General features: G+C 73.3%; 18 protein-coding genes. 4 read left to right on the top strand and 14 right to left on the bottom strand.

Going from position 1 to position 21,218, the window contains the following annotated elements; all coding sequences use genetic code 11:
* Window positions 1–330: 330 nt before the first annotated feature.
* The 3 genes from rlmN to OXR63_RS03450 all read right to left on the bottom strand — a co-directional run bounded on the left by rlmN (window position 331) and on the right by OXR63_RS03450 (window position 3,698).
* Entirely contained in the window at window positions 331–1,575 is a 1,245-nt protein-coding gene (rlmN, locus tag OXR63_RS03460; RefSeq protein WP_267420085.1) for a 23S rRNA (adenine(2503)-C(2))-methyltransferase RlmN, read from the bottom strand.
* Window positions 1,576–1,675: 100 nt separating this feature from the next.
* Window positions 1,676–2,626: a C40 family peptidase gene (locus OXR63_RS03455; RefSeq protein WP_267420083.1), complete on the bottom strand. Its 951-nt coding sequence runs from the start codon at window positions 2,624–2,626 to the stop codon at window positions 1,676–1,678.
* 175 nt (window positions 2,627–2,801) lie between these two features.
* Window positions 2,802–3,698, bottom strand: a complete 897-nt coding sequence (locus OXR63_RS03450) for an AraC family transcriptional regulator (RefSeq protein WP_267420082.1) — start codon at window positions 3,696–3,698, stop codon at window positions 2,802–2,804.
* Between the two features lie 123 nt (window positions 3,699–3,821).
* Here OXR63_RS03450 and OXR63_RS03445 point away from each other — a divergent pair, with 123 nt between their 5' ends.
* The gene (locus OXR63_RS03445) at window positions 3,822–4,619 is read left to right on the top strand and encodes an SDR family NAD(P)-dependent oxidoreductase (protein WP_267420081.1); all 798 of its coding nucleotides are present in this window, start codon (window positions 3,822–3,824) and stop codon (window positions 4,617–4,619) included.
* A gap of 62 nt (window positions 4,620–4,681) precedes the next feature.
* On the opposite strand, the gene OXR63_RS03440 is transcribed toward OXR63_RS03445, so the two are convergent.
* A complete protein-coding gene (locus OXR63_RS03440; protein WP_267420080.1) occupies window positions 4,682–5,440 on the bottom strand; it encodes an SDR family NAD(P)-dependent oxidoreductase in 759 nt (252 codons plus the stop codon).
* A gap of 125 nt (window positions 5,441–5,565) precedes the next feature.
* On the opposite strand from OXR63_RS03440, the gene OXR63_RS03435 reads away from it, so the two are divergent.
* On the top strand, window positions 5,566–7,125 hold the full coding sequence (locus OXR63_RS03435; RefSeq protein ID WP_267420079.1) for a hypothetical protein: 1,560 nt from the start codon (window positions 5,566–5,568) through the stop codon (window positions 7,123–7,125).
* Here the strand turns inward: OXR63_RS03435 and OXR63_RS03430 are convergent.
* The 6 genes from OXR63_RS03430 to OXR63_RS03405 are packed head-to-tail and all read right to left on the bottom strand — an operon-like array spanning window position 7,115 to window position 13,301.
* Window positions 7,115–8,029, bottom strand: a complete 915-nt coding sequence (locus tag OXR63_RS03430) for a phosphogluconate dehydrogenase C-terminal domain-containing protein (protein WP_267420078.1) — start codon at window positions 8,027–8,029, stop codon at window positions 7,115–7,117. The genes OXR63_RS03435 and OXR63_RS03430 overlap by 11 nt on opposite strands.
* Window positions 8,026–8,871 carry a sugar phosphate isomerase/epimerase family protein gene (locus OXR63_RS03425; RefSeq protein ID WP_267420077.1) on the bottom strand — a complete coding sequence of 282 codons (846 nt, stop codon included), beginning with the start codon at window positions 8,869–8,871 and terminating at the stop codon, window positions 8,026–8,028. The genes OXR63_RS03430 and OXR63_RS03425 overlap by 4 nt, the downstream gene beginning before the upstream one ends.
* Window positions 8,868–9,671 carry a triose-phosphate isomerase family protein gene (locus OXR63_RS03420; protein ID WP_267420076.1) on the bottom strand — a complete coding sequence of 268 codons (804 nt, stop codon included), beginning with the start codon at window positions 9,669–9,671 and terminating at the stop codon, window positions 8,868–8,870. Before OXR63_RS03420 ends, OXR63_RS03425 begins: the two co-directional genes overlap by 4 nt.
* Window positions 9,668–10,150, bottom strand: a complete 483-nt coding sequence (locus OXR63_RS03415; RefSeq protein WP_267420074.1) for a ribose-5-phosphate isomerase — start codon at window positions 10,148–10,150, stop codon at window positions 9,668–9,670. The genes OXR63_RS03420 and OXR63_RS03415 overlap by 4 nt, the downstream gene beginning before the upstream one ends.
* Before the next feature lie 44 nt (window positions 10,151–10,194).
* On the bottom strand, window positions 10,195–11,916 hold the full coding sequence (locus OXR63_RS03410; protein WP_267420073.1) for a dihydroxyacetone kinase family protein: 1,722 nt from the start codon (window positions 11,914–11,916) through the stop codon (window positions 10,195–10,197).
* A complete protein-coding gene (locus OXR63_RS03405; protein ID WP_267420072.1) occupies window positions 11,913–13,301 on the bottom strand; it encodes an MFS transporter in 1,389 nt (462 codons plus the stop codon). Before OXR63_RS03405 ends, OXR63_RS03410 begins: the two co-directional genes overlap by 4 nt.
* Before the next feature lie 139 nt (window positions 13,302–13,440).
* Between OXR63_RS03405 and OXR63_RS03400 the strand changes: the two genes are divergently transcribed.
* Together OXR63_RS03400 and OXR63_RS03395 are read left to right on the top strand one after the other, a co-directional pair.
* Window positions 13,441–14,187 carry a FadR/GntR family transcriptional regulator gene (locus OXR63_RS03400; RefSeq protein WP_267420071.1) on the top strand — a complete coding sequence of 249 codons (747 nt, stop codon included), beginning with the start codon at window positions 13,441–13,443 and terminating at the stop codon, window positions 14,185–14,187.
* Between the two features lie 165 nt (window positions 14,188–14,352).
* The gene (locus tag OXR63_RS03395) at window positions 14,353–15,090 is read left to right on the top strand and encodes a class I SAM-dependent methyltransferase (protein WP_267420070.1); all 738 of its coding nucleotides are present in this window, start codon (window positions 14,353–14,355) and stop codon (window positions 15,088–15,090) included.
* Window positions 15,091–15,219: 129 nt separating this feature from the next.
* Here OXR63_RS03395 and OXR63_RS03390 read toward each other — a convergent pair whose 3' ends face one another.
* Genes OXR63_RS03390 through OXR63_RS03375 form a run of 4 tightly spaced genes read right to left on the bottom strand, consistent with a single transcriptional unit; the run spans window position 15,220 to window position 21,024 of the window.
* Complete coding sequence (locus tag OXR63_RS03390; RefSeq protein WP_267420069.1) at window positions 15,220–17,628, bottom strand: glycosyl hydrolase family 95 catalytic domain-containing protein; 2,409 nt, start codon at window positions 17,626–17,628, stop codon at window positions 15,220–15,222.
* Window positions 17,625–18,521: a sugar phosphate isomerase/epimerase family protein gene (locus OXR63_RS03385; protein WP_267420068.1), complete on the bottom strand. Its 897-nt coding sequence runs from the start codon at window positions 18,519–18,521 to the stop codon at window positions 17,625–17,627. The genes OXR63_RS03390 and OXR63_RS03385 overlap by 4 nt, the downstream gene beginning before the upstream one ends.
* On the bottom strand, window positions 18,518–19,783 hold the full coding sequence (locus OXR63_RS03380) for a DUF993 family protein (RefSeq protein WP_267420066.1): 1,266 nt from the start codon (window positions 19,781–19,783) through the stop codon (window positions 18,518–18,520). Before OXR63_RS03380 ends, OXR63_RS03385 begins: the two co-directional genes overlap by 4 nt.
* Window positions 19,780–21,024 (bottom strand): Gfo/Idh/MocA family protein, encoded by a 1,245-nt coding sequence (locus tag OXR63_RS03375; protein WP_267420091.1) that lies wholly within the window; start codon window positions 21,022–21,024, stop codon window positions 19,780–19,782. Before OXR63_RS03375 ends, OXR63_RS03380 begins: the two co-directional genes overlap by 4 nt.
* Window positions 21,025–21,218 lie beyond the last annotated feature (194 nt).

Below are 21,218 nucleotides of genomic sequence, written 5' to 3'. Positions count from 1 at the left end.
CAGAGAGGCATTCGTTCTTGGTTGACCACCCATGACGAACATCGGTGGCGGTTGCCTGACCGGGACCCCGTCCGGACTGCGTCTCAGGTTGTTCACCCTGTGACCGTCTCGGCCGTTCCGTTCTCCGCATCAGCGGCAACGAGTGATTACTTTACACACGGCCCCAGGGCCCCGCCAACCGTCGTCGCACCCGGGCGTGTCGCGCCCAGGTGAACGCCGGGCAGACCCGGTGTGACCAGCGGAGATCCGGGCGAGGAACACCGGCCGCGACTCCCGGAACGACGACAGGCACGGTGCATGTGCACCGTGCCTGCTGTCGTGGAAGGAGGACTACTCCGCCGCGGCCAACTGCCCGCAGGCGCCGTCGATCTCCTTGCCGCGGGTGTCGCGGAGGGTCGTCGGGATGCCTGCGGCGTTGAGTCGGCGGACGAACTCGTCCTGCACGTGGACCTCGGACGACGTCCACACGGAGCCGGGGGTCGGGTTGAGCGGGATGGGGTTCACGTGCACCCAGCCCTTGCCGCGCTTGTTGAGCTTCTCCGCGAGCAGGTCGGCACGCCAGGCGTGGTCGTTCATGTCCTTGATGAGCGCGTACTCGATCGACACCCGTCGACCGGTCTTCAGGTAGTAGTTGTGGGCGGCGTCGATCGCCTCGTCGGCCTTCCACTTCGAGTTCACCGGGATGAGTTCGTCGCGGAGTTCGTCGTCGGGTGCGTGCAGGGACAGCGCGAAGGTGACCGGGATCCCCTCGTCCGCGAGCTTGAGCATCGCGGGCACCAGCCCCACGGTCGACACGGTGATCCCGCGGGCACTCATCCCGAGGCCGTTCGGCTGGGGAGCGACCATCAGGCGGACGGCGTCCATCACCCGCTTGTAGTTGGCGAGCGGCTCCCCCATGCCCATGAACACGATGTTCGTCACCCGCTCGGCGTCGACCCGGTCCTGCCCGCCCTTGCGCGGGTCACCGCCGAGCTCCCCCGCGGCGATGGCGGCGTTGGCCCGGACGATCTGCTCGATGATCTCCGCGGTGGACATGTTCCGTGTGAGCCCGGCCTGCCCGGTGGCGCAGAACGGGCAGTTCATGCCGCACCCGGCCTGGGACGACACGCAGAGGGTGATCCGGCCGGGGTAGCGCATCAGCACCGACTCGACCAGGGCACCGTCGTGCAGCTTCCAGAGGAACTTGATCGTGTCGCCCTTGTCCGTCGCCAGGCGTCGGGTCTCGGTGAGCAGCGGCGGGAGCATGCCCTGCACGAGCTGCTCGCGCTGGGCCGCCGGCAGGTCGGTCATCTTCGCCGGGTCGGACGTGTAGTGCGTGAAGTAGTGGGTCGCGAGCTGCTTGGCCCGGAACTTCGGCAGGCCGAGGGCCACGACGGCGGCCTCGCGCTCCTCGGTCGTCATGTCGGCGAGGTGCACGGGCGGTTTGCCCCGCTTGGGCGACGCGAACTGCAGCAGCGGGCGGCCGTCGGTGTCGGTCGCCTGCTTCCAGCCCTCGGTGCGAGGGCGCACCTGCGGTCGGGCGGAGCGTGCTGCTGCGCTCTGCTCCTCGAACGGGGTGCGGGTCTCGGTGGCCATCACTCCAGCTTACGGGAGGCTCGGCCCCACTCGGCAGTGCGGCCATCGGCCCGGTGGACCGTCCGCTTCAGGGCACGCCGGACGCATCCGACGCGGGGCGTCAGGAACCGGCGGGCAGGAGCCGGGCGAAGTGGTGGGCTGCCGAGTACATCGGGACGATGTCCACGACCTCGCCGGGGTGCGGTGCCTGCAGCACGAGGCCGTCGCCGAGGTACAGCCCGACGTGGTCCTCGTTGTCGTACACGACCATGTCGCCCGGCTTCGCCTCGGACTCGGGGACGGTCGTCGCCACGGCGTCCTGCGTGGGGACGTAGTGCGCGAGCTGGATGCCGACCGCCTGGTAGGCCACCATCGTCAGCCCGGAGCAGTCGATGCCGGCGTGGCTCGCACCGCCCTCGACGTACGGGTCCCCCATGTAGGCCAGCGCCGTCTGCAGCACGGTGGCCCGGTCGCCGCCGGGCGACAGCGCCGCCGAGAGCGCGGCCTGGGCCTGGGCGGTGGTGACGCCGAAGCGGAGCACGAGGGTGGGGTACGACACGACCGACGTCGTGGTCATGCCGTCCGAGGAGATGATCGGGACCTCGACGTCGTGGGCGACCGTGAAGGTCTGCAGCTGCTCGGACGTCGTCGTCGCGTGCAGCGGAGCCGGTTCGGGCGTCGCGGCGTTCGCCGGGATCGACAGCGACAGGGTCGAGGTGATCGCCAGGGCCGGGGCGAGCAGGAGCGCGGCACGCCTGGCGTTCGCGGCGCGGCGGACGTGCCGCGGGTCGACGGCGCGCTCGGCTCGGAGCCCGGCTTTCCGGGAGACCGCGACGCCAGCCGGTGCTGCGGCGACGAGCGGTCGTGCCACGCGGGTCGGAGCGGGGGCGACCACGCGGGCCGGCTGCGCCTGCTCGACGACGGCGGCCCGGGTGAAGGCCGTGCCGGCGGCGGAACGACGGCCGCGGGCACGGAGAGCGGGGCCGGGGGTGGAGCTCGAGCTGGAGGTGGAGCTGGGGACGGGAGCGGGTCGACGGTCGTCGTCACCTGCTGGCAGTGCGTGGCGTCCCATGGTTCCTTCCGGGTCAGAACCGCCCGTCTGGTGCGGCGACTCGGGAAGATAACGTATTGGTCACGAACCTGATCCCGGCTGGGGAACGGCGGGGAGTTCCTGCGGCCCGTCACAGACTCGCCCCCGTCTGGAGGTGTCCTGCCAGGCCCGGGTGAGCCTCCTGTCCGTGGTCAGGTCACGCCGGGACGAGCGCGAGGTGCGTACGCGCGACGGCTGCGTCCTCAGCCGGTGGCCGCCCGTAGGCGGCGCGGTAGTCCCGCGAGAAGTGCGACGCGCTGCGGTACCCGACGGCGGACGCGGCCTGTGCCGCGGTGTCGCCGTGGACGACCATCCGGCGCTTGGCCTCCCCCAGGCGGAGCCGCTTGAGGTACTGCATCGGCGACATCCCCGTGGCCCTCCGGAAGCGGGCGTAGAGCGTGGACTCGCTCGTGCGGACGGCCTCGGCGAGCGTCGTCATCGACCACGGCTCGGCGGTGCGCTCGGTGAGCAGGCGGGTGGCGGCTGCGACGACCTCGGCCTCGCCGGTGCCGATCGCGGCCAGGATCCGCGGTGCCTGGTCGGTCTGCAGGAGTCGGAGCACGACCTCCCGGCTGACGAGCGGTGCGAGCACGGGGACGTCCTCGGGCGTGTCCATCAGCGCGACGAGCCGGGCGAAGGCATCGGCCAGTGCTGGCGTCCAGGTGCCCAGCCGGCCGGGCTCCGCGTCGGAGGGCGTCGGGCGGGCCATCGCGCCGGCGACCTCGGCCACGACGGACGCGTCGAGCTGCCAGACGGCGGACACGAAGCCGACCTCGGGCACGGTCTCGACGACCCCGGCGATGACGGGCAGGTCGACGGGCGTGATGATGAAGTGCTCGCGGCCCCAGACCTGGTCGTCGTCCCCCACGACCGAGCGCTTGCGGCCGGCCAGCACCACCGAGAGCGACGGCGTGTACCGCTGGTAGCCGAGCGGGGTGGTGTCGTGCACGCGGGACACCGTGAGCCCGAGCTCCGGCACGGTGCGGCGGTCGTCCACACGGCGGAGCGCCGTCGCGAGCGCGCGGTCGAGGTGGTCGCTGGTGCCGTCGTCCATGGGCCCATCCAACCCCGCTCGGCGATGGACGGCGGCACCACCGCCGGGGGCGTGCGGGATCGGGCAAGGACCTCGCGGATCCGGGCAACCCGAGGAGCCGGCGCCGCCAGGAGGCTGGATGCCATGCAGACCAACGAAGCAGTCCTCGAGTCCCTCCCCCGCGACGACCGGCTCGCCGGCCGCACTGCCCTGGTGACCGGCGCGACCAGCGGCATCGGCGAGGCGATCGCCCGTGTCCTCGCAGCCTCCGGTGCCCGGGTCGCCGTGTCCGGCCGCAGTGCCGAGCGCGCACAACGGGTGGTCGACGCCATCAGCGCGCAGGGCGGCGACGCCGTCGTCGTCCGCGCCGACCTGTCCGACGAGCCCGACACCGTGCGCGACCTCGCCGCTCGGGCGACCGAGGCCCTCGGCGGTCGGGTCGACGTCCTGGTGAACAACGCCGGCGTCTACCCCGGTGGCCCCACCGCGGCCCTGTCCGACGCGGCGATGCAGGAGCTCTGGGCGACGAACGTCCGTGCACCGCACGTGCTCGTCGGCGAACTCGCCCCGGCGATGGCGGCGCGGGGCTCCGGCGTCGTGGTCAACGTCGGGTCGTGGATGGCCCGCGTCGGGGTGCCGTTCATGGCGCTCTACCCGGCGACGAAGGCCGCCGTCGAGCAGCTGACCCGGGCCTGGGCGGCCGAGTTCGGGCCGAGCGGCGTGCGGGTGAGCACGGTGGCGCCGGGCGCGACGGCGACGCCGGGGAACGCGGACTCGGCGGACGCGCTGGCGGCGATGACGGCCGGGACCCCAGCGGGGGTGCCCGTGCGGCCGGTCGACATCGCGTTCGCGGTGCGGTGGCTCGCCTCGGACGAGGCCGTCTTCGTGCACGGCGGCACCATCGACGTGGACGGCGGGGTGGCGTCGACCCGGATGAGCTGACCCCGGCGCCGTCCTGCGCTGGTCGGAGCGGGCCGACACGGGCCCGCTCCGGTCGTCGCGGGCTAGAGGCTCGTCATGCCGCCGTCGACGCGGAACTCGGCCCCGGTCGCGAAGGACGACTCGTCGCTGGCGAGGTAGACCATGATCCCGGTCACGTCGTCGGGCGTGCCCGCGCGGCCGAGCGGCGTGCGCGCGACGATGGCTGCCCGCGCTTCCGGGTCCGTCGCGATCGTCGTCACGAGCCCGGTCTCGGTGTAGCCGGGCACGACGGTGTTGACGCGGATGCCGTCGGCTGCGTACGCCATCGCGGTCGAGCGGACGAGCGCGTGGATGCCGCCCTTCGTCGACGAGTACGCCGCGAACGTCGAGCCCTCGCCGTTCAGGCCCGTCGGGCTGCCCGTGCAGACGATCGAGCCGCCACCGCGGGTCCGCATCGCCCGCACGGCGTGCTTGAGCGTGAGGAACGTGCCCGTCAGGTTGACGGCGAGCGTCCGTTCCCAGGCCTCGAGCGGCACGTCGGCGACGGCGGCGTCCTGGCCGAAGAGCTGCACACCGGCGTTGGCGACCACGACGTCCGGCACGAGGCCGTCGTCCGCGAGCGACGCGAAGCCGTCGGCGACGGAGGGCTCGGACGCGATGTCCATCGTCAGCGGGACGGCGAGGGCACCGGCTGCCCCGGCGGCCGTCGTCGCCGCGTCGGTGTCACGGTCGGCGTAGACCACGCGTGCCCCCTCGACCACGAACCGGTCGGCGATCGCCCGACCGATCCCCGATCCCGCGCCCGTCACGAGCGCCACCTTGCCGTCGAGTCGCCCGGTCATCGCATCTGCCCCGTCCCGCGGGGCGCCGTCGCCCCGTCCGTCCGCTCAGCGTACCGATCAGGGCGGAATGGTCAACCGGTTGCCCGGAAGTGGCGGTCGCGCGCCGGACGCGGTTGACTGGCGCCGTGATCGACGACGACGCACGCGCGGAAGCCTGGCCGGACGCCACCCCCGAGGAGTCCGTCACGGTCGGCCCGTGGCGCCTCCGGCTGCGCGGGACCGAGGTCGCGGACCTCACCCACGACGGCACGCCGGTGCTGCGCGCCGTGCGGTTCGTCACGCGGGACCACGACTGGCGGACCGCCGAGGACACCCTGGTCACGCGGAAAGTGGAGCGGACGAGCTCGGGGGTGGACGTGCGGATCGCCGCGCGGAGCGGGTTCGACGGGGACGACGTGCTCGAGTACACGCTCGCGGTGCGGATCGAGGGCGACGTCCTGCGGGTGGACGGGTCCGCGACGACGCTCCGCGCGTTCCGCCGCAACCGCATCGGTCTCGTCGCGCTGCACCCCGCCGGGCTCGCCGGGGTGCCCCTGGTCGTGGAGCACCCCGACGGCCGGCCGTCGATCACGTCGTACCCGCTCTGGATCGCCCCGCACCAGCCCGCCGTCGACGTGGTCGGGTACCGCTGGACCGCCGGCTCCATCGCGATCTCGATGTCCCTGACCGGGGACGTCTTCGAGATGGAGGACCAGCGGAACTGGTCCGACGCGTCCTTCAAGACCTACTCGACGCCGCTCGCGCAGCCGTTCCCGGTCGCGCTCGAGCCCGGCGCCACGGTCCGGCAGGCGCTCACCCTGCGCTGCGCGCACGTGGAGACGGGAGGCTCGGCGACGGTCCTCTCGGACGTCCCGCCGGTCGAGGACCCGGCAGAGGACCCCACGGACGCTCCGGCCCCGGTGCTCCAGCTGCTCGCGTCCTCGGCGCCGGCGGCCCTGCGTCCGCCGGACGACGTGCTGGGAGCGGGCGTGCCGGTCCTGGTCGAACCGGTCGTCGGGGCGCCGAACGCGGCCGCGGTGCTCGCATCGGCCCGCCGGGACGCGGTCCACGCGCCGCTCGACGTCCGCTTCGTGACCGACGACCCGGTCGCGCTGCGCGCCGCGATCGACGACGTACTGAGCAGCGGCGCGGTCGTGCGCGTCGGCGCGTTCGACCCGCGCACCCACGTGACCACGCCGGCACTGCAGCAGGCGCTCCGGGCGGCGGCCAGGGCGGACGGTGGCCTCGAGGTCGTCGCCGGCACCCGCGCGCACTTCACCGAGCTGAACCGGGCGATCGAGCTCTTCCGGGACTGGGACGGCCCCCTGACCTTCAGCGTGACGCCGCAGATGCACGACCGGTCCCGTGCCCAGGTGACCGAAGCGGTCCGGATGCTGCGCTGGGTGGCGATGAGTGCCTCCAGGCTGGCCGCCGGCCGAGCGCTCCACGTCGGGCCGGTGACCCTGCGTCCCCGGTTCAACGCGGTCGCGACCTCGGCACCGGTCCCGGTGACGCGCGCCGACGTCGAGGACGGCCACGGGCCGCAGTTCGTGCCGGACGCGACGGACCGGGAGCAGCACTCCCCCGCGGCGGACGCGTGGTTCCGCCGGGCCGTGCACGCACTGCGGGCCCCGGGCCTCGCGAGCATCACGCTCGACGAGGCCTGGGGCCCGCGGGGGTCGACCGGGCGGTCGCTCAGCGCTTGATCGCGTCGATCTTCAGCATCTTGGCGATGACGCTGTCGAGCTCGCTGTCGTCGAAGACCTGCTTCCAGTCCTCCTTGATGAGCTTCTCGCGGCCGTAGCCCATCGCGATGTGGCAGGCGTCGGAGAAGGGGTTCGAGCCGCGGAGACCGTTCGTCAGCGCGATCCAGGTGTGGCCGTAGAGCATCGCGCGGGCGGCCTCGCGGGGCACGCCGACGCCGTTCACGGTCTCCTCGAGGGCGTCGTGGAGGAAGTCACCGATCATGCAGGCGATCGTCTCGACGAGGGTCGGCTCGAGCACGGCGAGCTGCTTGACGGTGACCCAGTGCACCTGGATCACGGGGGCGTACATGGTGGTGATGACGGCCTCGGCGATCGCCTTGGCACGGTCGCCCTCGTCACCGAGCGACTCGGAGGCGTCGAAGGCCGCGATGACCTCCTGCGGGGCGGCGATGCCACCGAAGGTGTCGTCCCACTCCTCCTTGCTGGTCCGCTCGAGGAACACGGACGGGTGGCACGGGTGCGCCACGGCGTAGTGGACGTCCTCGCGCTTGGCGAGGAGGCCCGCGTAGGCCGCGGCGGGGTCGAGCGTCAGGATCGTGGCACCCGCGCGCATCTCGGGGACGAGCTGCTCCGAGACGGTGCCGAGGAGGACGTCCGGCACGGCGAGGATGACGACGTCGGCGACCTTGGCGGCCTCGATGCTGTCGGTCAGCTCGCGGCCGAGGTCCTTGATGCGCTCCTGGCCGGCGGGCGAGGCCTCGCTGTAGCGCGTCGTGTACTCGCTCTTGGCGAAGTTGTTCGAGACGCGGGTGCCCATCTTGCCGCCGGCGCCGATCACGGCGACGGTGACGTCGGCGGTGCCCGAGCCGGCTGCGGTGGTGTGGCTGATGGCGGTGTCGGTCATGATTCCCTGCTCCTGGTGTACTCGATGGTGTGTTCGGTCCACGCCGCCTCGATGCGGGTGGTGGTCTGTGCGGGGGTCTCCCCGGGTTCCGGCTCGGCGGCGACGGTGTCGTCCTGCCACGGGAGCCAGAACTCGATGACGCGGTTGATGCCCCGGGGCTGCGGGTCGATCGCGTCGCGGACGGCGACGTGGTCGATGCGGCCGGTGCCGATCGGCACGCCGGTGTACTGGAAGCCGACCCAGCCCGGGCTGCGGGTGAAGTCGGCGTCCTTCACGTGCCAGTTGCGGACGTACGGGGCGGTCATGGCGACGACGTCCGCCGGGTGCTCGAGGGCCGCGACGGTGTTCGCCGGGTCGAGGCAGATCCCGAGGTGGTCGGACCCGATCCGGGCGACGACGGCGACGAGGTCCGCGGTGGGCACGACCTCGTAGGTCTCGAGGGCGAGCGTGACGCCGGCGGCCTCGTACGCGGGCAGGGCCTGGCGCAGTCGCCGTTCGGTCTCGGCGGCGTCGGGCCGGTCGTCGCCGCTCGTCCACATCGACCGGACGAGCGTGGCGCCGAGCTGCTCGGCGACGTGCAGGTACCGGGCGAGGTGCTCGGGCGCGGTGCCGCGGGTGCCGACCTCGAGCACGAGGCCGAGGTCGTCGGCCAGGGCCTTCAGCTCCGCCAGCCGCGCGTCGGACGCGGTGTTGAGCGGCAGGTGGTCGCAGATCTGGAACAGGTCGACGCCGTCGTGGGACGCCGCATCGCGGAGGACGTCGTCGAGGGACATCGGCGCCGGCACGCGGTCGGACATCCGCCAGAAGTAGGCGTACGTCGAGAGTCCGAGGAGGGAGGTCATGCGTCGGCCCCCAGCTGCTCGGCCTCGTCGAGGATCGTCCGGATCGCCGCCGGGTCGTGGGCGAAGCGGCCGAGGAACAGCCCGCCGATGCCGCCACGTCCCCGAGTCAGCAGCCCGGGCCCGGCACTTCCGCCGTAGATGACGACGCTGCCGGCGAGCTCCGGCCGGGTGGCGAGGTGGGCCTCGAGGCCGGCGAGGACCGCGACGATGTGGTCGTCGGGCGCGGGCGCCGGGGCGCCGATGGCCCAGACCGGCTCGTAGGCCACGATGACGGGGCCGGGGATGCCGTCCGCCACCGCGGTCCGGACGAAGCGGTCGAGCTGGGCGGTCACCTCGGTGACCGCATCCGCGATCTCGTCTGACCGGGAGGCTCGGGTCGACTCGCCGACGCAGATGAGGGGACGCAGGTGGTTCCGGAAGGCGGCGTGCACCTTCCCAGCGACGTCCTGGTCCGACTCGTGGAACAGGGAGCGCCGTTCGGCGTGCGCGATCTCGACGAGGTCGACGCCGATCTCCGCGAGCTCACGCCCGGAGACCTCGCCGGTGAAGGCGCCCTCGTCCGCCCATGCCAGGTCCTGCGCGCCGAGGAGCACGCCGGAACCCGTCAGCGCCGCCCGCACGGGGACGAGCGACGGGAAGGTCGGGATGACGAACAGCTCGACGCTGCCGTCGGTCACCGCCGGGTGCGTGCGGGCGATGTCGGCCACGGCCTCGGCCCACGCGATCGTGCGGGCGTGGCCGAAGTACATCTTCAGGGACACCCCGATCGTCAGTCGGGGCGTCGCCGTGGCCCGGGTCACGCGTCGGTCCCGACCGGGGCGCTGCCGTCGTACTCGCAGATCGCGTTGACCTTGTCGGCGCTCGCGCTGCTCTGGTCGAAGGTGTAGCCGAGCCACTCCTTCGCCATCCGCCGAGCGACCTCGACGCCGACGACCCGCTGACCCATGCAGAGGACCTGGGCGTCGTTGGAGAGGATCGAACGCTCGACGCTGAAGGAGTCGTGCGCGGTGACGGCGCGGATGCCGGGGACCTTGTTCGCGGCGATCGCGACGCCGAGCCCGGTGCCGCAGATGAGGATCGCGCGGTCGGCCTCGCCGTTCGCGACCAGGCGGGCGGCGTCGACGGCGACGTGCGGGTAGGCGGTGTGGCCGTCCGCGTCGACGCCGACGTCCACGACGCTGGCGACGCGCGGGTCGGCCTCGAGGTCACGCTTGATGACCTCCTTGTAGTCGAAGCCGGCGTCGTCGGAGCCGACGACCAGACGGAACTGCTCGCTCATGGGGATGCCTCTCTCGTGGTGGTGGTGCTGGTGCTTCGTCGTGGTCAGGCCGGGACGCTGAGCGTCCGGAGGACCGCGGCGGTGATGAGGGCGAAGGACACGGCACCGGCGTCGGGGGTGCCGACCGCGTCCTCGCCGTGCGTCCGGGCCCGTCCCATGCGGGGCAGGAGCGCCGCGGTGGCGTCGGCAGCCTGCTGGGCCGCGTCGGAGGCCGCCGTCCACGCCGAGACGAGGTCGTCGCCCGCGGCGACCCGGGCGGCGAGCGTGTCGTCGAAGGGGACGAGGGCGTCGACCATGGTCTTGTCGCCGACGACGGCGCCGAAGGCGAGGACGGCGTCGGTGGCGGCGTGCACCGCGGTCTGGACGGTGGCCGGGTCGGGCCGGTCGGTGTCGCCGAGGACGCGACCCAGAGCCTCCAGGGCGGCGCCCCAGATCGCGCCGGAGGTGCCACCGGCCTTGTCGGACCACGCGTCTCCCGCGATGGCGAGGACCGTGCCCGCACCGGCACCTCGGGCGGCTGCGTCGCGCGCCGCAGCGTCGGCGGCGGTGGAGCCGCGCTGCATGCCGATGCCGTGGTCTCCGTCTCCGGCCACGGCGTCGATGCGGCCGAGTTCGTCGGCGTGCGTGTCGATCGTGGTGCGGATCGCGGTGACCGCGTCGGCGACGATCCGGGCGGAGGCCTGCGAGTCGGCGGTGCCGGGGGTGACCGGGGCGGCGACGTGGGCGGTGAGGACGTGCTCGGGGAGGCGCTCCTGCGGGACCGCGCCGCCCTTGCGGTAGGCGGGGGTGTCCGTCGGTGCTGCCCAGAGCTGTTCGAGTTCCGCGTCCGGCCAGAAGAGCGTGAGCGAGACCCCGGCCATGTCGAAGGATGTGACGAGCTCCCCGACCTCGGGTTCGATCACCACGGCACCGGCTGCGGTGAGGAGGCGCTGGACGGTGGCGTAGACGACGAAGAGCTCCTCGTACTTCACGCTGCCGAGACCGTTGAGGATCGGCACGACGTGGGCGCCGTCGGCCGCGACGCCGTCGGGCAGCTCGGTGAGGAGCTTGTCGACCAGCAGCGTCGCGAGTTCGGCGGCGGTGGGGACGTCGGTCTCGTCGATCCCCCGCTCCCCGTGAATGCCCATCCCGATCGCCATGCGCCCCTCGGGGACCGTGAACAGCGGCTCGTCAGCACCGGGGAGGGAGCAGCCGGAGAACGCGACCCCGAAGGACCGGGTGCGGTCATTTGCCCGTTCGGCGATCGCGGTGACCTCCTCCAGGGTCAGGCCCTGCTCGGCGGCGGCGCCGGCGACCTTGAAGACGCAGAGGTCCCCCGCGATGCCACGGCGCTTGGACGCTTCGTCCGCGCTGGCGGAGGCGACGTCGTCGGTGACGCGGACCGTGCGGACCTCGATGCCCGCGTCACGCAGCGCTCGTTCGGCGGCGTCGAAGTTCAGCACGTCGCCGGCGTAGTTGCCGTAGGACAGCAGCACCCCGCCGCCGTGCTCGGACGCCTTCGCGACCGCGGTGACCTGCTGCGCGGACGGGCTGGCGAACAGGTTCCCCATCGCCGCCCCCGCAGCGAGGCCGTGCCCGACGAGACCGCCGAACGCCGGGTAGTGGCCGGAGCCGCCACCGATGACCAGGGCGACCGTGCCGTCCGGGCTCGCCGTGGACCGGGCGACGCCGCCGTGCACCTTCCGGACGCGGGAGTGGTTCGCGGCGACGAAGCCGTCGACCATCTCGTCGGCGAAGTCCGCCGGGTCGTTGAACAGCCGGGTCATGCGCCTGCCTCCGTGGTGACGGCGCGCTCGGCGTCGGTGGTGGTCGGGGCGGTGCCGGTCTCCCCGCGGTGCTGGCGGGAGACGACGACCATGAGGATGCTCGAGAGCACCATGAAGAAGCCGACGATGAACATCGGGACCTGGTAGCCGCCGGTCCACTCGCTGACGATGCCCGTGATGTACGGGGCAGCGAAGCCACCGAGGTTGCCGATCGTGTTGATGAGCGCGACGCCCGCTGCCGCTGCGGCACCGGTGAGGAACTGCGTGGGCATGGTCCAGAAGTTCGGCAGGGCGGCGAAGATCGCGCAGGCGGTGACCGCGATGACGGCGACGGTGGCGGCGGGCGAGTTCATGAACAGCGCCACCGGGATGCTGAGTCCACCGACCAGGGCGGGGAGCGCGATGTGCCAGACCTTCACGCCGCGGCGGAACGCGTCACGGGACCAGAAGTAGAGGACGACCGCGGCGGGCACGTACGGGATCGCCGTGATCAGGCCCTTCTGGAACAGGTCGAACGAGGTGCCGAACTGCTCCTGGAAGCCGTCGATGATCGTCGGGAGGAAGAAGCTCAGCGCGTAGAGGCCGTAGATGAAGCCGAAGTAGACGAAGGCCAGCATCCAGACGCGGCCGTTGCCGAACGCGGCGCGGAGGGCGCCCTTGCCGTGGCCGTCGTTCTTGCCCTGGTTCTCCTTGGCGAGGGCGGTCTCCAGCCAGACCTTCTCGTCCTCGTCGAGCCACTTCGCCTGGGACGGCTTGTCCTTGAGGACGAAGAGGCACAGGACGCCGACGATGATCGCCGGGATCGAGACGCAGAGGAACATGAAGCGCCAGCCGGCGAGGCCGCCGAGGAGACCCTCGTGGGTCATCAGCCACCCGGCGAGCGGGGAGCCGATCACGCTGGTGAGCGGCTGCGCCAGGTAGAAGAGCGCGAGCATCTTGCCGCGGTGGCGTGCCGGGACCCAGGTGGAGAGGAACAGGATCGCGCCCGGGAAGAACCCGGCCTCCGCGATGCCGAGGAGGAAGCGCAGCCCGACCAGCTGCGGGTAGTTCTGCACCCACGTGAACAGCAGCGAGACGATGCCCCACGTGATCATGATGCGGGCGAGCCAGATGCGGGCACCGAACCGGTGCAGTGCGAGGTTCGACGGGACCTCGAGCACGAGGTAGCCGATGAAGAAGACCCCGGACGCGAAGCCGAACTGCGCGGCGGTCAGGCCGAGGTCGGCCTCCATGCCGTTCGGGGCCGCGAAGGAGATCGCGGTGCGGTCGAGGAAGTTGATGAAGAACATGAGCGCCACGAACGGCACGATGCGGATGGCGATCTTCCGGATGGTCGTCTTCTCGACGACCGAGGTCGGGATGCCTCGGGTGGCGGGGATGTCCACGGTGACTCCTGCTGGGGGAACGACGTTGGTCGGGGTTGGAACGCGGACCATCCTCCGCCCTTCGTCGCGAGTTGTCAACCGGTTGACCAATGGCTGCGCTCCGCAGCGATGCGGAGCAGGGCACCGCTACGCTCGGGACATGCCCGCGTTCAGCGAGAACGACCCCCTCAACATCCGGCTCGAACTCGAGTCGGTGCCGGTCGGGTCCCCCGCGTCCGAGGTCGCCCGACAGCTCGTGTCGCTGCTCACCGCAGGCGACCTGGCCCCCGGGTCGCGCCTGCCGTCCGAGCGGGTGCTCGCCGAACGGCTCGGCGTCGGCCGGTCCGCGGTGCGGGAGGCCCTCGCCGCGCTGGAGATCCTCGGCATCGTCCAGATCCGACCGGGCTCCGGCACGTACCTGCGCGGTGGGATGTCCGACCTGCTGCCGACGACGCTGTCGTGGGGGCTGATGCTCGCGTCGAACCGCACGCGGGAGCTGCTCGAGATCCGGTCCTCGCTCGAGCGCACCGCGGCGATCCTGGCGGCGCAGCGTGCGACCGACGAGGAACTCGACGCGCTCGGCGACCACCTGGACCGGCAGGAGGCCACCCTCGACGACCCCTCGGCGTTCATCGAGGCCGACGTCCGCTTCCACGTGCAGCTCGCCCGGGCCGCCGACAACGACGTGCTCGCCGACCTGCTCCAGAGCCTGCGGTCGATGCTGAGCGTGTGGGTCGGCCGCCGTGTCAGCACGCGCGAGGCCACCGAGGCCGCGTACAACGAGCACCGCGCGATCTACGACGCCATGCGGACGCGGGACGTCGCCGCGACGCTCCGGGCGATGGACGAGCACATGGCCACGGCGAGCGCCCGCATCGAGCACGCGGACCCGGTGCCGGCGGAGTAACTGGCGCGCTGGCCGCTCTGGTGCGAGGTTGACCACACCGTGCGGCGCTGAGGGCGCGCACGGGGTGGTCAAGCTCGCACGGGCCGAGGGAACGCGCACGGTGCGACGTTGCCGAACCGGCAACGGGGCTCGCGTTCGGACGGCACGGTGTGCGTCACTGGGCGGATGCACGCACACGAGCACGACCACGGCACCGATTCGCCCGCCGAGGCACTGCCCGACGCCGCGACGTACTGGGAGTCCCGGTACGCCGACGGGGACCGGATGTGGTCGGGTCGGGTGAACGCCGTGCTCGCCGACGTCGTCGCGACGCTCGAGCAGCAGAGGCCGGTCGGGTCCGCGCTCGACCTCGGCTGCGGGGAGGGCGGCGACGTGCTCTGGCTGGCGTCCCGGGGGTGGCACGCGACAGGGGTCGACCTCTCCCCCACCGCCGCTGCTCGAGGTCGGGCGGCCGCTCATGACGCCGGTGTCGCGGACCACGCGCGGTTCGACGTCGGCGACCTGGCGACGTGGGACACCGAGGAGCGGTTCACGCTGGTGACCGCGTCGTTCCTGCAGTCGTGGCCGGTCGAGATCCCCCGCGCGGCGATCCTGCGCCGGGCGACCCGGTTCGTGGCACGCGGCGGACACCTGCTGGTGACCGCGCACGCCGCCCCGCCCGGTGCGCTGCCCGAGGAGATGCGGTCCTACCGCTTCCCGACGCCGGACGACGACCTGGCCGCACTCGGCGTGGGACGCGGCGACGATGCTGTTGCCGACGCCGGTGCTGATGCCGACGCCGGTGCTGATGCCGACGCCGACTGGGCGGTCGTCACGGCCGAGCTCCGCCCCCGTTCCGTCACCCGCGACGACGGCACCGCGCACGACCTGCTCGACAGCGTGGTGCTCGTCCGGCGACGCTGACCCCGCGGCGACTCGCGCTCGTGCGAGGTCGACCACACCGTGCGACGCTGACGTCCCGCACGGGGTGGTCAACGTCGCACGGGCCGGAGGAACGCGCACGGTGCGGGCACGACGAGCGACCGCCGACGGTCAGGCGGGGAACACCACCGGCACGCGGACAGCGACCGCGTCGAGCCGCACCAGGACCTCGCGCCCGCGGTGTCGGACCACGTGGTCGCCGAGCGCCCGCGGGGTGCGTGCCCGCAGGCCGGCCTCGAGGAGTTCGGCGCCGTCGTCCCCCACGGCGCCCCACGTCACGTCGACGTCGATGCCGGGTCGGGCGACGAGCCCGCGGACGGCCCCGTGCGCGAAGACCTCGGGCACAGCGGGGAGCAGGTCGATCCCGTCGCGGTGGGACTGCACGAGCATCTCGGCCACCGCGGCGACGAAGCCGAGGTTGCCGTCGATCTGGAACGGCGGGTGCGCGGCGAACAGGTTGCGGTAGAGCCCGCCGCGCTGCCCCTCGTCGTCGACGCCGTCCATCGTGCGGAACACGAGCGGCAGCAGCCTCCCGATCGCGGCGGTGTCCCCGAGCCGGGCCCGGAGCGCGAGCTTCCACGCCAGTGACCACCCGGTGGAGTCGTCACCCCGGGCGTCGAGCGTCCGGGCGACCGCCGCGGCCATCGACTCGTCGAGCGGTTCGGTGCCGGGGTACGCCCCGACGAGCGAGGACACGTGGCGGTGCCCCGGCTCGGCGTGCCCGCGGTCCGCGTGCCACTCCGGCACGGCCCCGTCGGCGCCGGGCTCGATCGGCGGCAGGGCGTCGGCGAGCGCCGCGAGTCGCGGGTCGGTCTCGAGGCCGACACGGTCGCTGAGCCTCCGGTACGCGGACACCGTCATGCGGATGAGCGCGAGGTCCATCGCCGAGTCCGTGTCGACCGACCCGGAGGCGCCCGTCGCGGTGACGAAGTGGTTCTCCGGCGAGGTCGAGGGGACCGTGTGCCGCAGACCGTCGTCGCCGGTCACGACCCAGGCGTCCACGAAGGCGAGCGCACCGGCCACGAGCGGCAGCAGCACGTCCCGCACGAAGGCGTCGTCGGCACCGTGGTCGGCATGCGCGACGAGCGGGTCGAGCAACCACAGGGCGCCCATCGGCCAGAACGCGTACGCCGGGTCGTGCTGCCCCTCCCCGATCGGCTGCGTGTACCCCCACGCGTCGGTGTTGTGGTGCGCCACCCACCCGGGAGCGTCGTACAACCGGGCGGCGGTCTGCTCCCCGCTGCGGGCGACGGCCTGGACCAGGGCGACGAGCGGCTCGACGGTCTCGGGCAGCGCGGTGACCTCGGCGGGCCAGTACGCCATCTCGAGGTTGACGTTCGTGGTGTAGTTCGCGCTCCACGGTGGCCGGAGTGCGGCGTTCCAGATGCCCTGCAGCGTCGCGGGCAGGCCGCCCGGACGGGACGAGCAGATGAGCAGGTACCGGCCGTACGCCACGAGGAGCGCCGCGAGCCCGGGGTCCGTCGCGATGCCCTCGGTGGCGACCCGGGCGAGACGCTCGTCAGTCGGGCGATCAGCGTGGTCGCCGTCCGGCAGCGTCAGGGTGAACCGGTCGACCAGCGCGGCGTGGTCGGCGCGCTGCTCAGCGAGGACCGCGTCGATGCCGGTCGTGATCGCGGCGTCGACCAACCCTGCCGCGACCGCAGCTGCGTCCGTCGCGGTGCCCGCCGGGGACCGGCCTGCTCCCTGCGCGGTCGTCGCCGTGGCGAGCACGATCCGGACCGTCCCCCGCGCCGGCACCTGGACGTGGTCACCCACGGCACTCGACGCGAGCGGTCGGTCGTGCTCGTCGACCAGCCGGAGCACCGCGGCGCCCTCGAGCGCGGGACCGTCCCAGCGCACCGGGTCCGGCACGTCGCCGTCGTGGGGCGGCCAGACGTCGCTCGGCAGCCGGACGAGCAGCGCCGCGTCACCCGTCCCGGACGCCGCCGCACCGGCAGCAGCCCCGGCACCGGACGCAGCGTCGAGCGGCGCGTGCAACAGCGTCTCGAGCGACACGTCCACCGTCCCCACCCCCGACTCCGGGAACACCAGCTCGTGCACGAGCACCCGGCGGGGCCACGACGCCCAGGTCGCGGTGCGCACGGGCTGGCCGTCGAGCACGAAGGACGTCGTCGCGGTGGCGGTGCCGAGCTCCAGCCTCCGCTCGTGGTCCTGCACGAGGCCGGCACCGTCGGGGGTGGTCGTCACGACCAGGTCGACGAACGGCTCGTACGCCTGCGTGTGCCGGTGCTGCACCCGGCGGAGCGCGTCCGCGGCGTCGTCGAACCGCTGCGAGGCGATCGCGACCCGGGCCTCGGCGAGCGCTGCCCGGACGGTCCCGGGGTCGAGCGGGTCGACGTGCTCGGTCTCCACGGTGCCCGACCACGCGGACCCGTCGTTGACGCCGACACGATCGGCGAGCGCACCACCGTGGCACATCGCCCCGAGCAGGCCGTTGCCGACGGGGAGCGCGTCCGTCCAGGTGGTCGCGGGGCCCCGGTACCGGAGCACGGCGCTCATGCCGAGCCCAGCGGGACGTGCGCGGCGACGCTCCGCACGACCCGGTCGACGACGACGGCGGGCGCAGTGTCCCACACGGACTGGTTGAAGATCTCGACCTCCACGTCTCCGGTGTACCCGGCAGCGGCGACCGCGGCACCGATCGGGCCGAAGTCGATGTGCCCGTCGCCCGGGTACCCGCGCGAGAGCAGGGGGTCGGCGGCGAGCGGGGTCACCCAGTCGCACACCTGGTACGTCGCGATGCGTCCGGCGGCACCGGCTCGGGCGATCGACGACTCGAGCGCGGGGTCCCACCACACGTGGAAGGTGTCGACGGCGACGCCGACCGCCTCGGCGGGGAAGGGTGCTGCGAGGTCGAGGGCCTGCGCGAGGGTGGAGACCACGGCTCGGTCGGCCGCGTACATCGGGTGCAGGGGCTCCACGGCGAGCTGGACCCCGGCGTCGAGGGCGTGTGGCACGAGTTCGGTCAGGGCGTCGGCGACGCGGGCGCGGGCGGCACCGAGGTCCTTCGAGCCGGCGGGCAGTCCCCCGGCGACGAGGACCAGCACGGGCCGGGACCCGGGTGCGCCGGCGTCGGCCAACGCGGCGGTCTCGTCGATCGCGCGGCGGTTGTCGTCCATGGCCCGTCGGCGCTCGGCCCCGTCGGCGAGGGTGAAGAACCCGCCCCGGCAGTGGGTCGACACGCGGAGTCCGGAGTCGCGCACCATCCGCACGGCATCGTCGAGCCCGACGTCGGCGACCGGTTCGCGCCAGGTCCCGATCGCCTCGACGCCCGCCGCGCTCACCGCCGCGATCGCCTCGGCCAGGGAGGCGTGCTTCACCGTCGCCTGGTTGACCGAGAGCCGGGCCGCGCCGACCGCTGCCGACGGCCGGGCCGGAGCCGGGGCGCTCACGCGACCGACTCGGGGACGGGAGCGACGTCGGCAGCTGAGTCGAGCCTCCCGGCCGGAGCGTCGTCGCCAGCCGACCCTGGCCTGGCCGGCTGTGCACCACCGACGGACGTGACGCGCCGGTCCACCCCGTGCAGCGCGAGCAGCGCGTGCCAGCGCCGGGCGGCGAGCTCCGGCTGCTCCAGCGCACCACACGCGTTGGCGAGCCGGACCGTCTCCGACAGGTGCGGCAGGCTGCGGCCCGCGTGCAGTCCGCCGACCATCGCCGGCGACGAGTGATGACCGTTCAGCCACGCGAGGAACGCGATGCCGGTCTTGTAGAACCAGGTGGGGGCGGCGAAGACGTGACGCGCGAGGGCCTCGGTCGGACCGAGGACGGCGCGGAAGGCGGCCTCGTCCGGCAGGGCACGGACCGCTGCCGACGCGGCCGGCCCGACGGCGGCGAACGCACCGAGCAGGGCGTCCGAGTGCGCGGACCCGTCGCCCGCGATGAGGTCGACGTAGTGGAAGTCGTCGCCCGTGTACATCCGGGTGCCCTCGGGCAGACGGGCGCGCAGGGCGACCTCGGCGGACGCGTCGAGCAGGCTCATCTTGATCCCGCTGACCCGCTCCCCCGCGTCCCGCATCACCGCGAGGACCGTCTCGGGCGCCGACCGCTCGTCGCCGAAGTAGCCGGCGAGTGCCGGGTCGAACGCGGCACCGAGCCAGTGCAGGACGACGGGGGCGCCGGCCCGTGCGATGACCCGCTCGTAGACCGAGCGGTAGTCGCCGGGCCCGGACGCGGCGCGCGCGAGGTGGCGGCTCGCCATCAGGACCACGCCGGCGCCGGCGTCCTCGGCGTGGTGGAGCTGGCGGACGTAGGCGTCGACGATGGCGTCGAGGCTGGCGTCCTCGGACGCCAGGTCGTCGGTGTTCACCCCGACGACGATGCGGCCGCCGACGCTCGCGGCCTCGGCGGCGCTGCGGGTCACGAGTTCGCGGGTCGCGGCCGGGTCGAGGCCCATGTTGCGCTGCGCGGTGTCCATCGCGTCGGCGACCCCGAGGCCCCAGGACCACAGGTGGTGCCGGAAGGCCAGGGTGCTGTCCCAGTCGAGGTCGGCCGGGGCGCCTGGCGTGGTGTCCGACCCGACGCGCGGCACGACGTGGGCGGCGGCGTACACGACGCGCTCGGTCAGCGGGCCGTCGGGCTTGGTCCACGTGGGTGCTGGCTGCAGGGGCACCGTCCGGGTGGTGCCGTCGGCGGCGAGCAGGGTCAGGTCCGTCATGCGGAGACCGCCTGGAGGCTCGGGTCGGTCCCGGCGGACTGGCCGTCGGTCCCGTCGTCGGTCCGTTCGGTCACGGCCGGGAGGCCCGGGTCGGCTCCGACGGTCCGGTGCGGCTCCGGCAGGTGGAGTTCCGGCAGGTCGACACGGCGGCCCTCGCGGGAGGACACGAGGCCGGCCTCGGCGAGCGCGACACCGCGGGCGCCGGAGAGCAGGTCGTACGGGTGCGGGCGCCCGGCCACGAGGTCGCGCACGAAGTCCTCCCACTGCGCGCGGAAGCCGTTGCCGTACTCGTCGTTGTCCGGGACCTCGAGCCACTGACCGCGGTAGTCGCGGTCGTCGCGGAGGTCCGGGTTCCACACCGGCTTCGGCGTCGTCGTGCGCGGCTGGACCCGGCAGCCGAACAGCCCGACGACCGCGCTGCCGTGGGTGCCGTCGACCTGGAACTCGACGAGCTCGTCCCGGTCCACCCGCACGGCCCAGCTCGAGTTGATCTGCGCGGTGATCCCGCCGGCCAGGTCGAACACCCCGTAGGCGGCGTCGTCCGCGGTGGCCGGGTAGGCGCGGCCCTGCTCGTCCGTGCGCTCGGGGATGTGCGTCACGGCGCGGGCGTACACCGACTCGACGCGGCCGAAGAGCTGCTCGAGGACGTAGTTCCAGTGCGGGAACATGTCGACGACGATGCCGCCACCGTCCTCGCTGCGGTAGTTCCAGCTCGGGCGCTGGGCGTCCTGCCAGTCCCCCTCGAAGACCCAGTAGCCGAACTCCCCGCGGACCGAGAGCACCCGGCCGAAGAACCCGGAGTCGATGAGCCGGGCGAGCTTGCGCAGGCCGGGCAGGTAGAGCTTGTCGTGCACGACGCCGTTCGGCACGCCGGCCTCGGCGGCCAGGCGGGCGAGCTCGAGGGCCTCTGCGGAGGTCTCCGCGGTCGGCTTCTCGGTGTAGACCGCCTTGCCCGCGGCGATCGCCCGGCGGATGGCGTCGGTGCGGGCGCTCGTCACGGCGAAGTCGGCGAAGACGTCCCAGCGTGGGTCGGCCAGCGCGGCGTCGAGGTCGGTCGTCCAGTGCTCCAGGCCGTGGCGGCGGGCAATCTCCTCGAGCTTGCCGGCGTTCCGACCGACGAGCACCGGTTCGAGCTGCACCCGGGAGCCGTCGGGCAGCAGCACGCCGCCGTCCTGCCGGATCGCGAGCACCGAGCGGACGAGGTGCTGCCGGTAGCCCATGCGTCCCGTGACGCCGTTCATGATGATGCCGAGGGTGCGGGTGGTCAACGCGTGCTCCTTTGCTCGCCGAGCTGCTCCCGCCGGTGCGGAAAGCGCTTGCCCGGCACCGTACACCACGCCCCGGTCGGAGCGCAGCCCCGGGGTGGAGCCCGGGGTCAGAGCTCGGGGCCAGAGCCCGGGTGCGGAGGCCGGGTGCGGAGCCCGGAGACCGGAAA

Source organism: Curtobacterium sp. GC_Cur_3 (assembly GCF_026544205.1).
Classification (GTDB): Bacteria; Actinomycetota; Actinomycetes; order Actinomycetales; family Microbacteriaceae; genus Curtobacterium.
The sequence above is the reverse complement of the archived record's forward strand: the minus strand, read 5'-3'. Positions and strand labels throughout refer to the sequence as shown.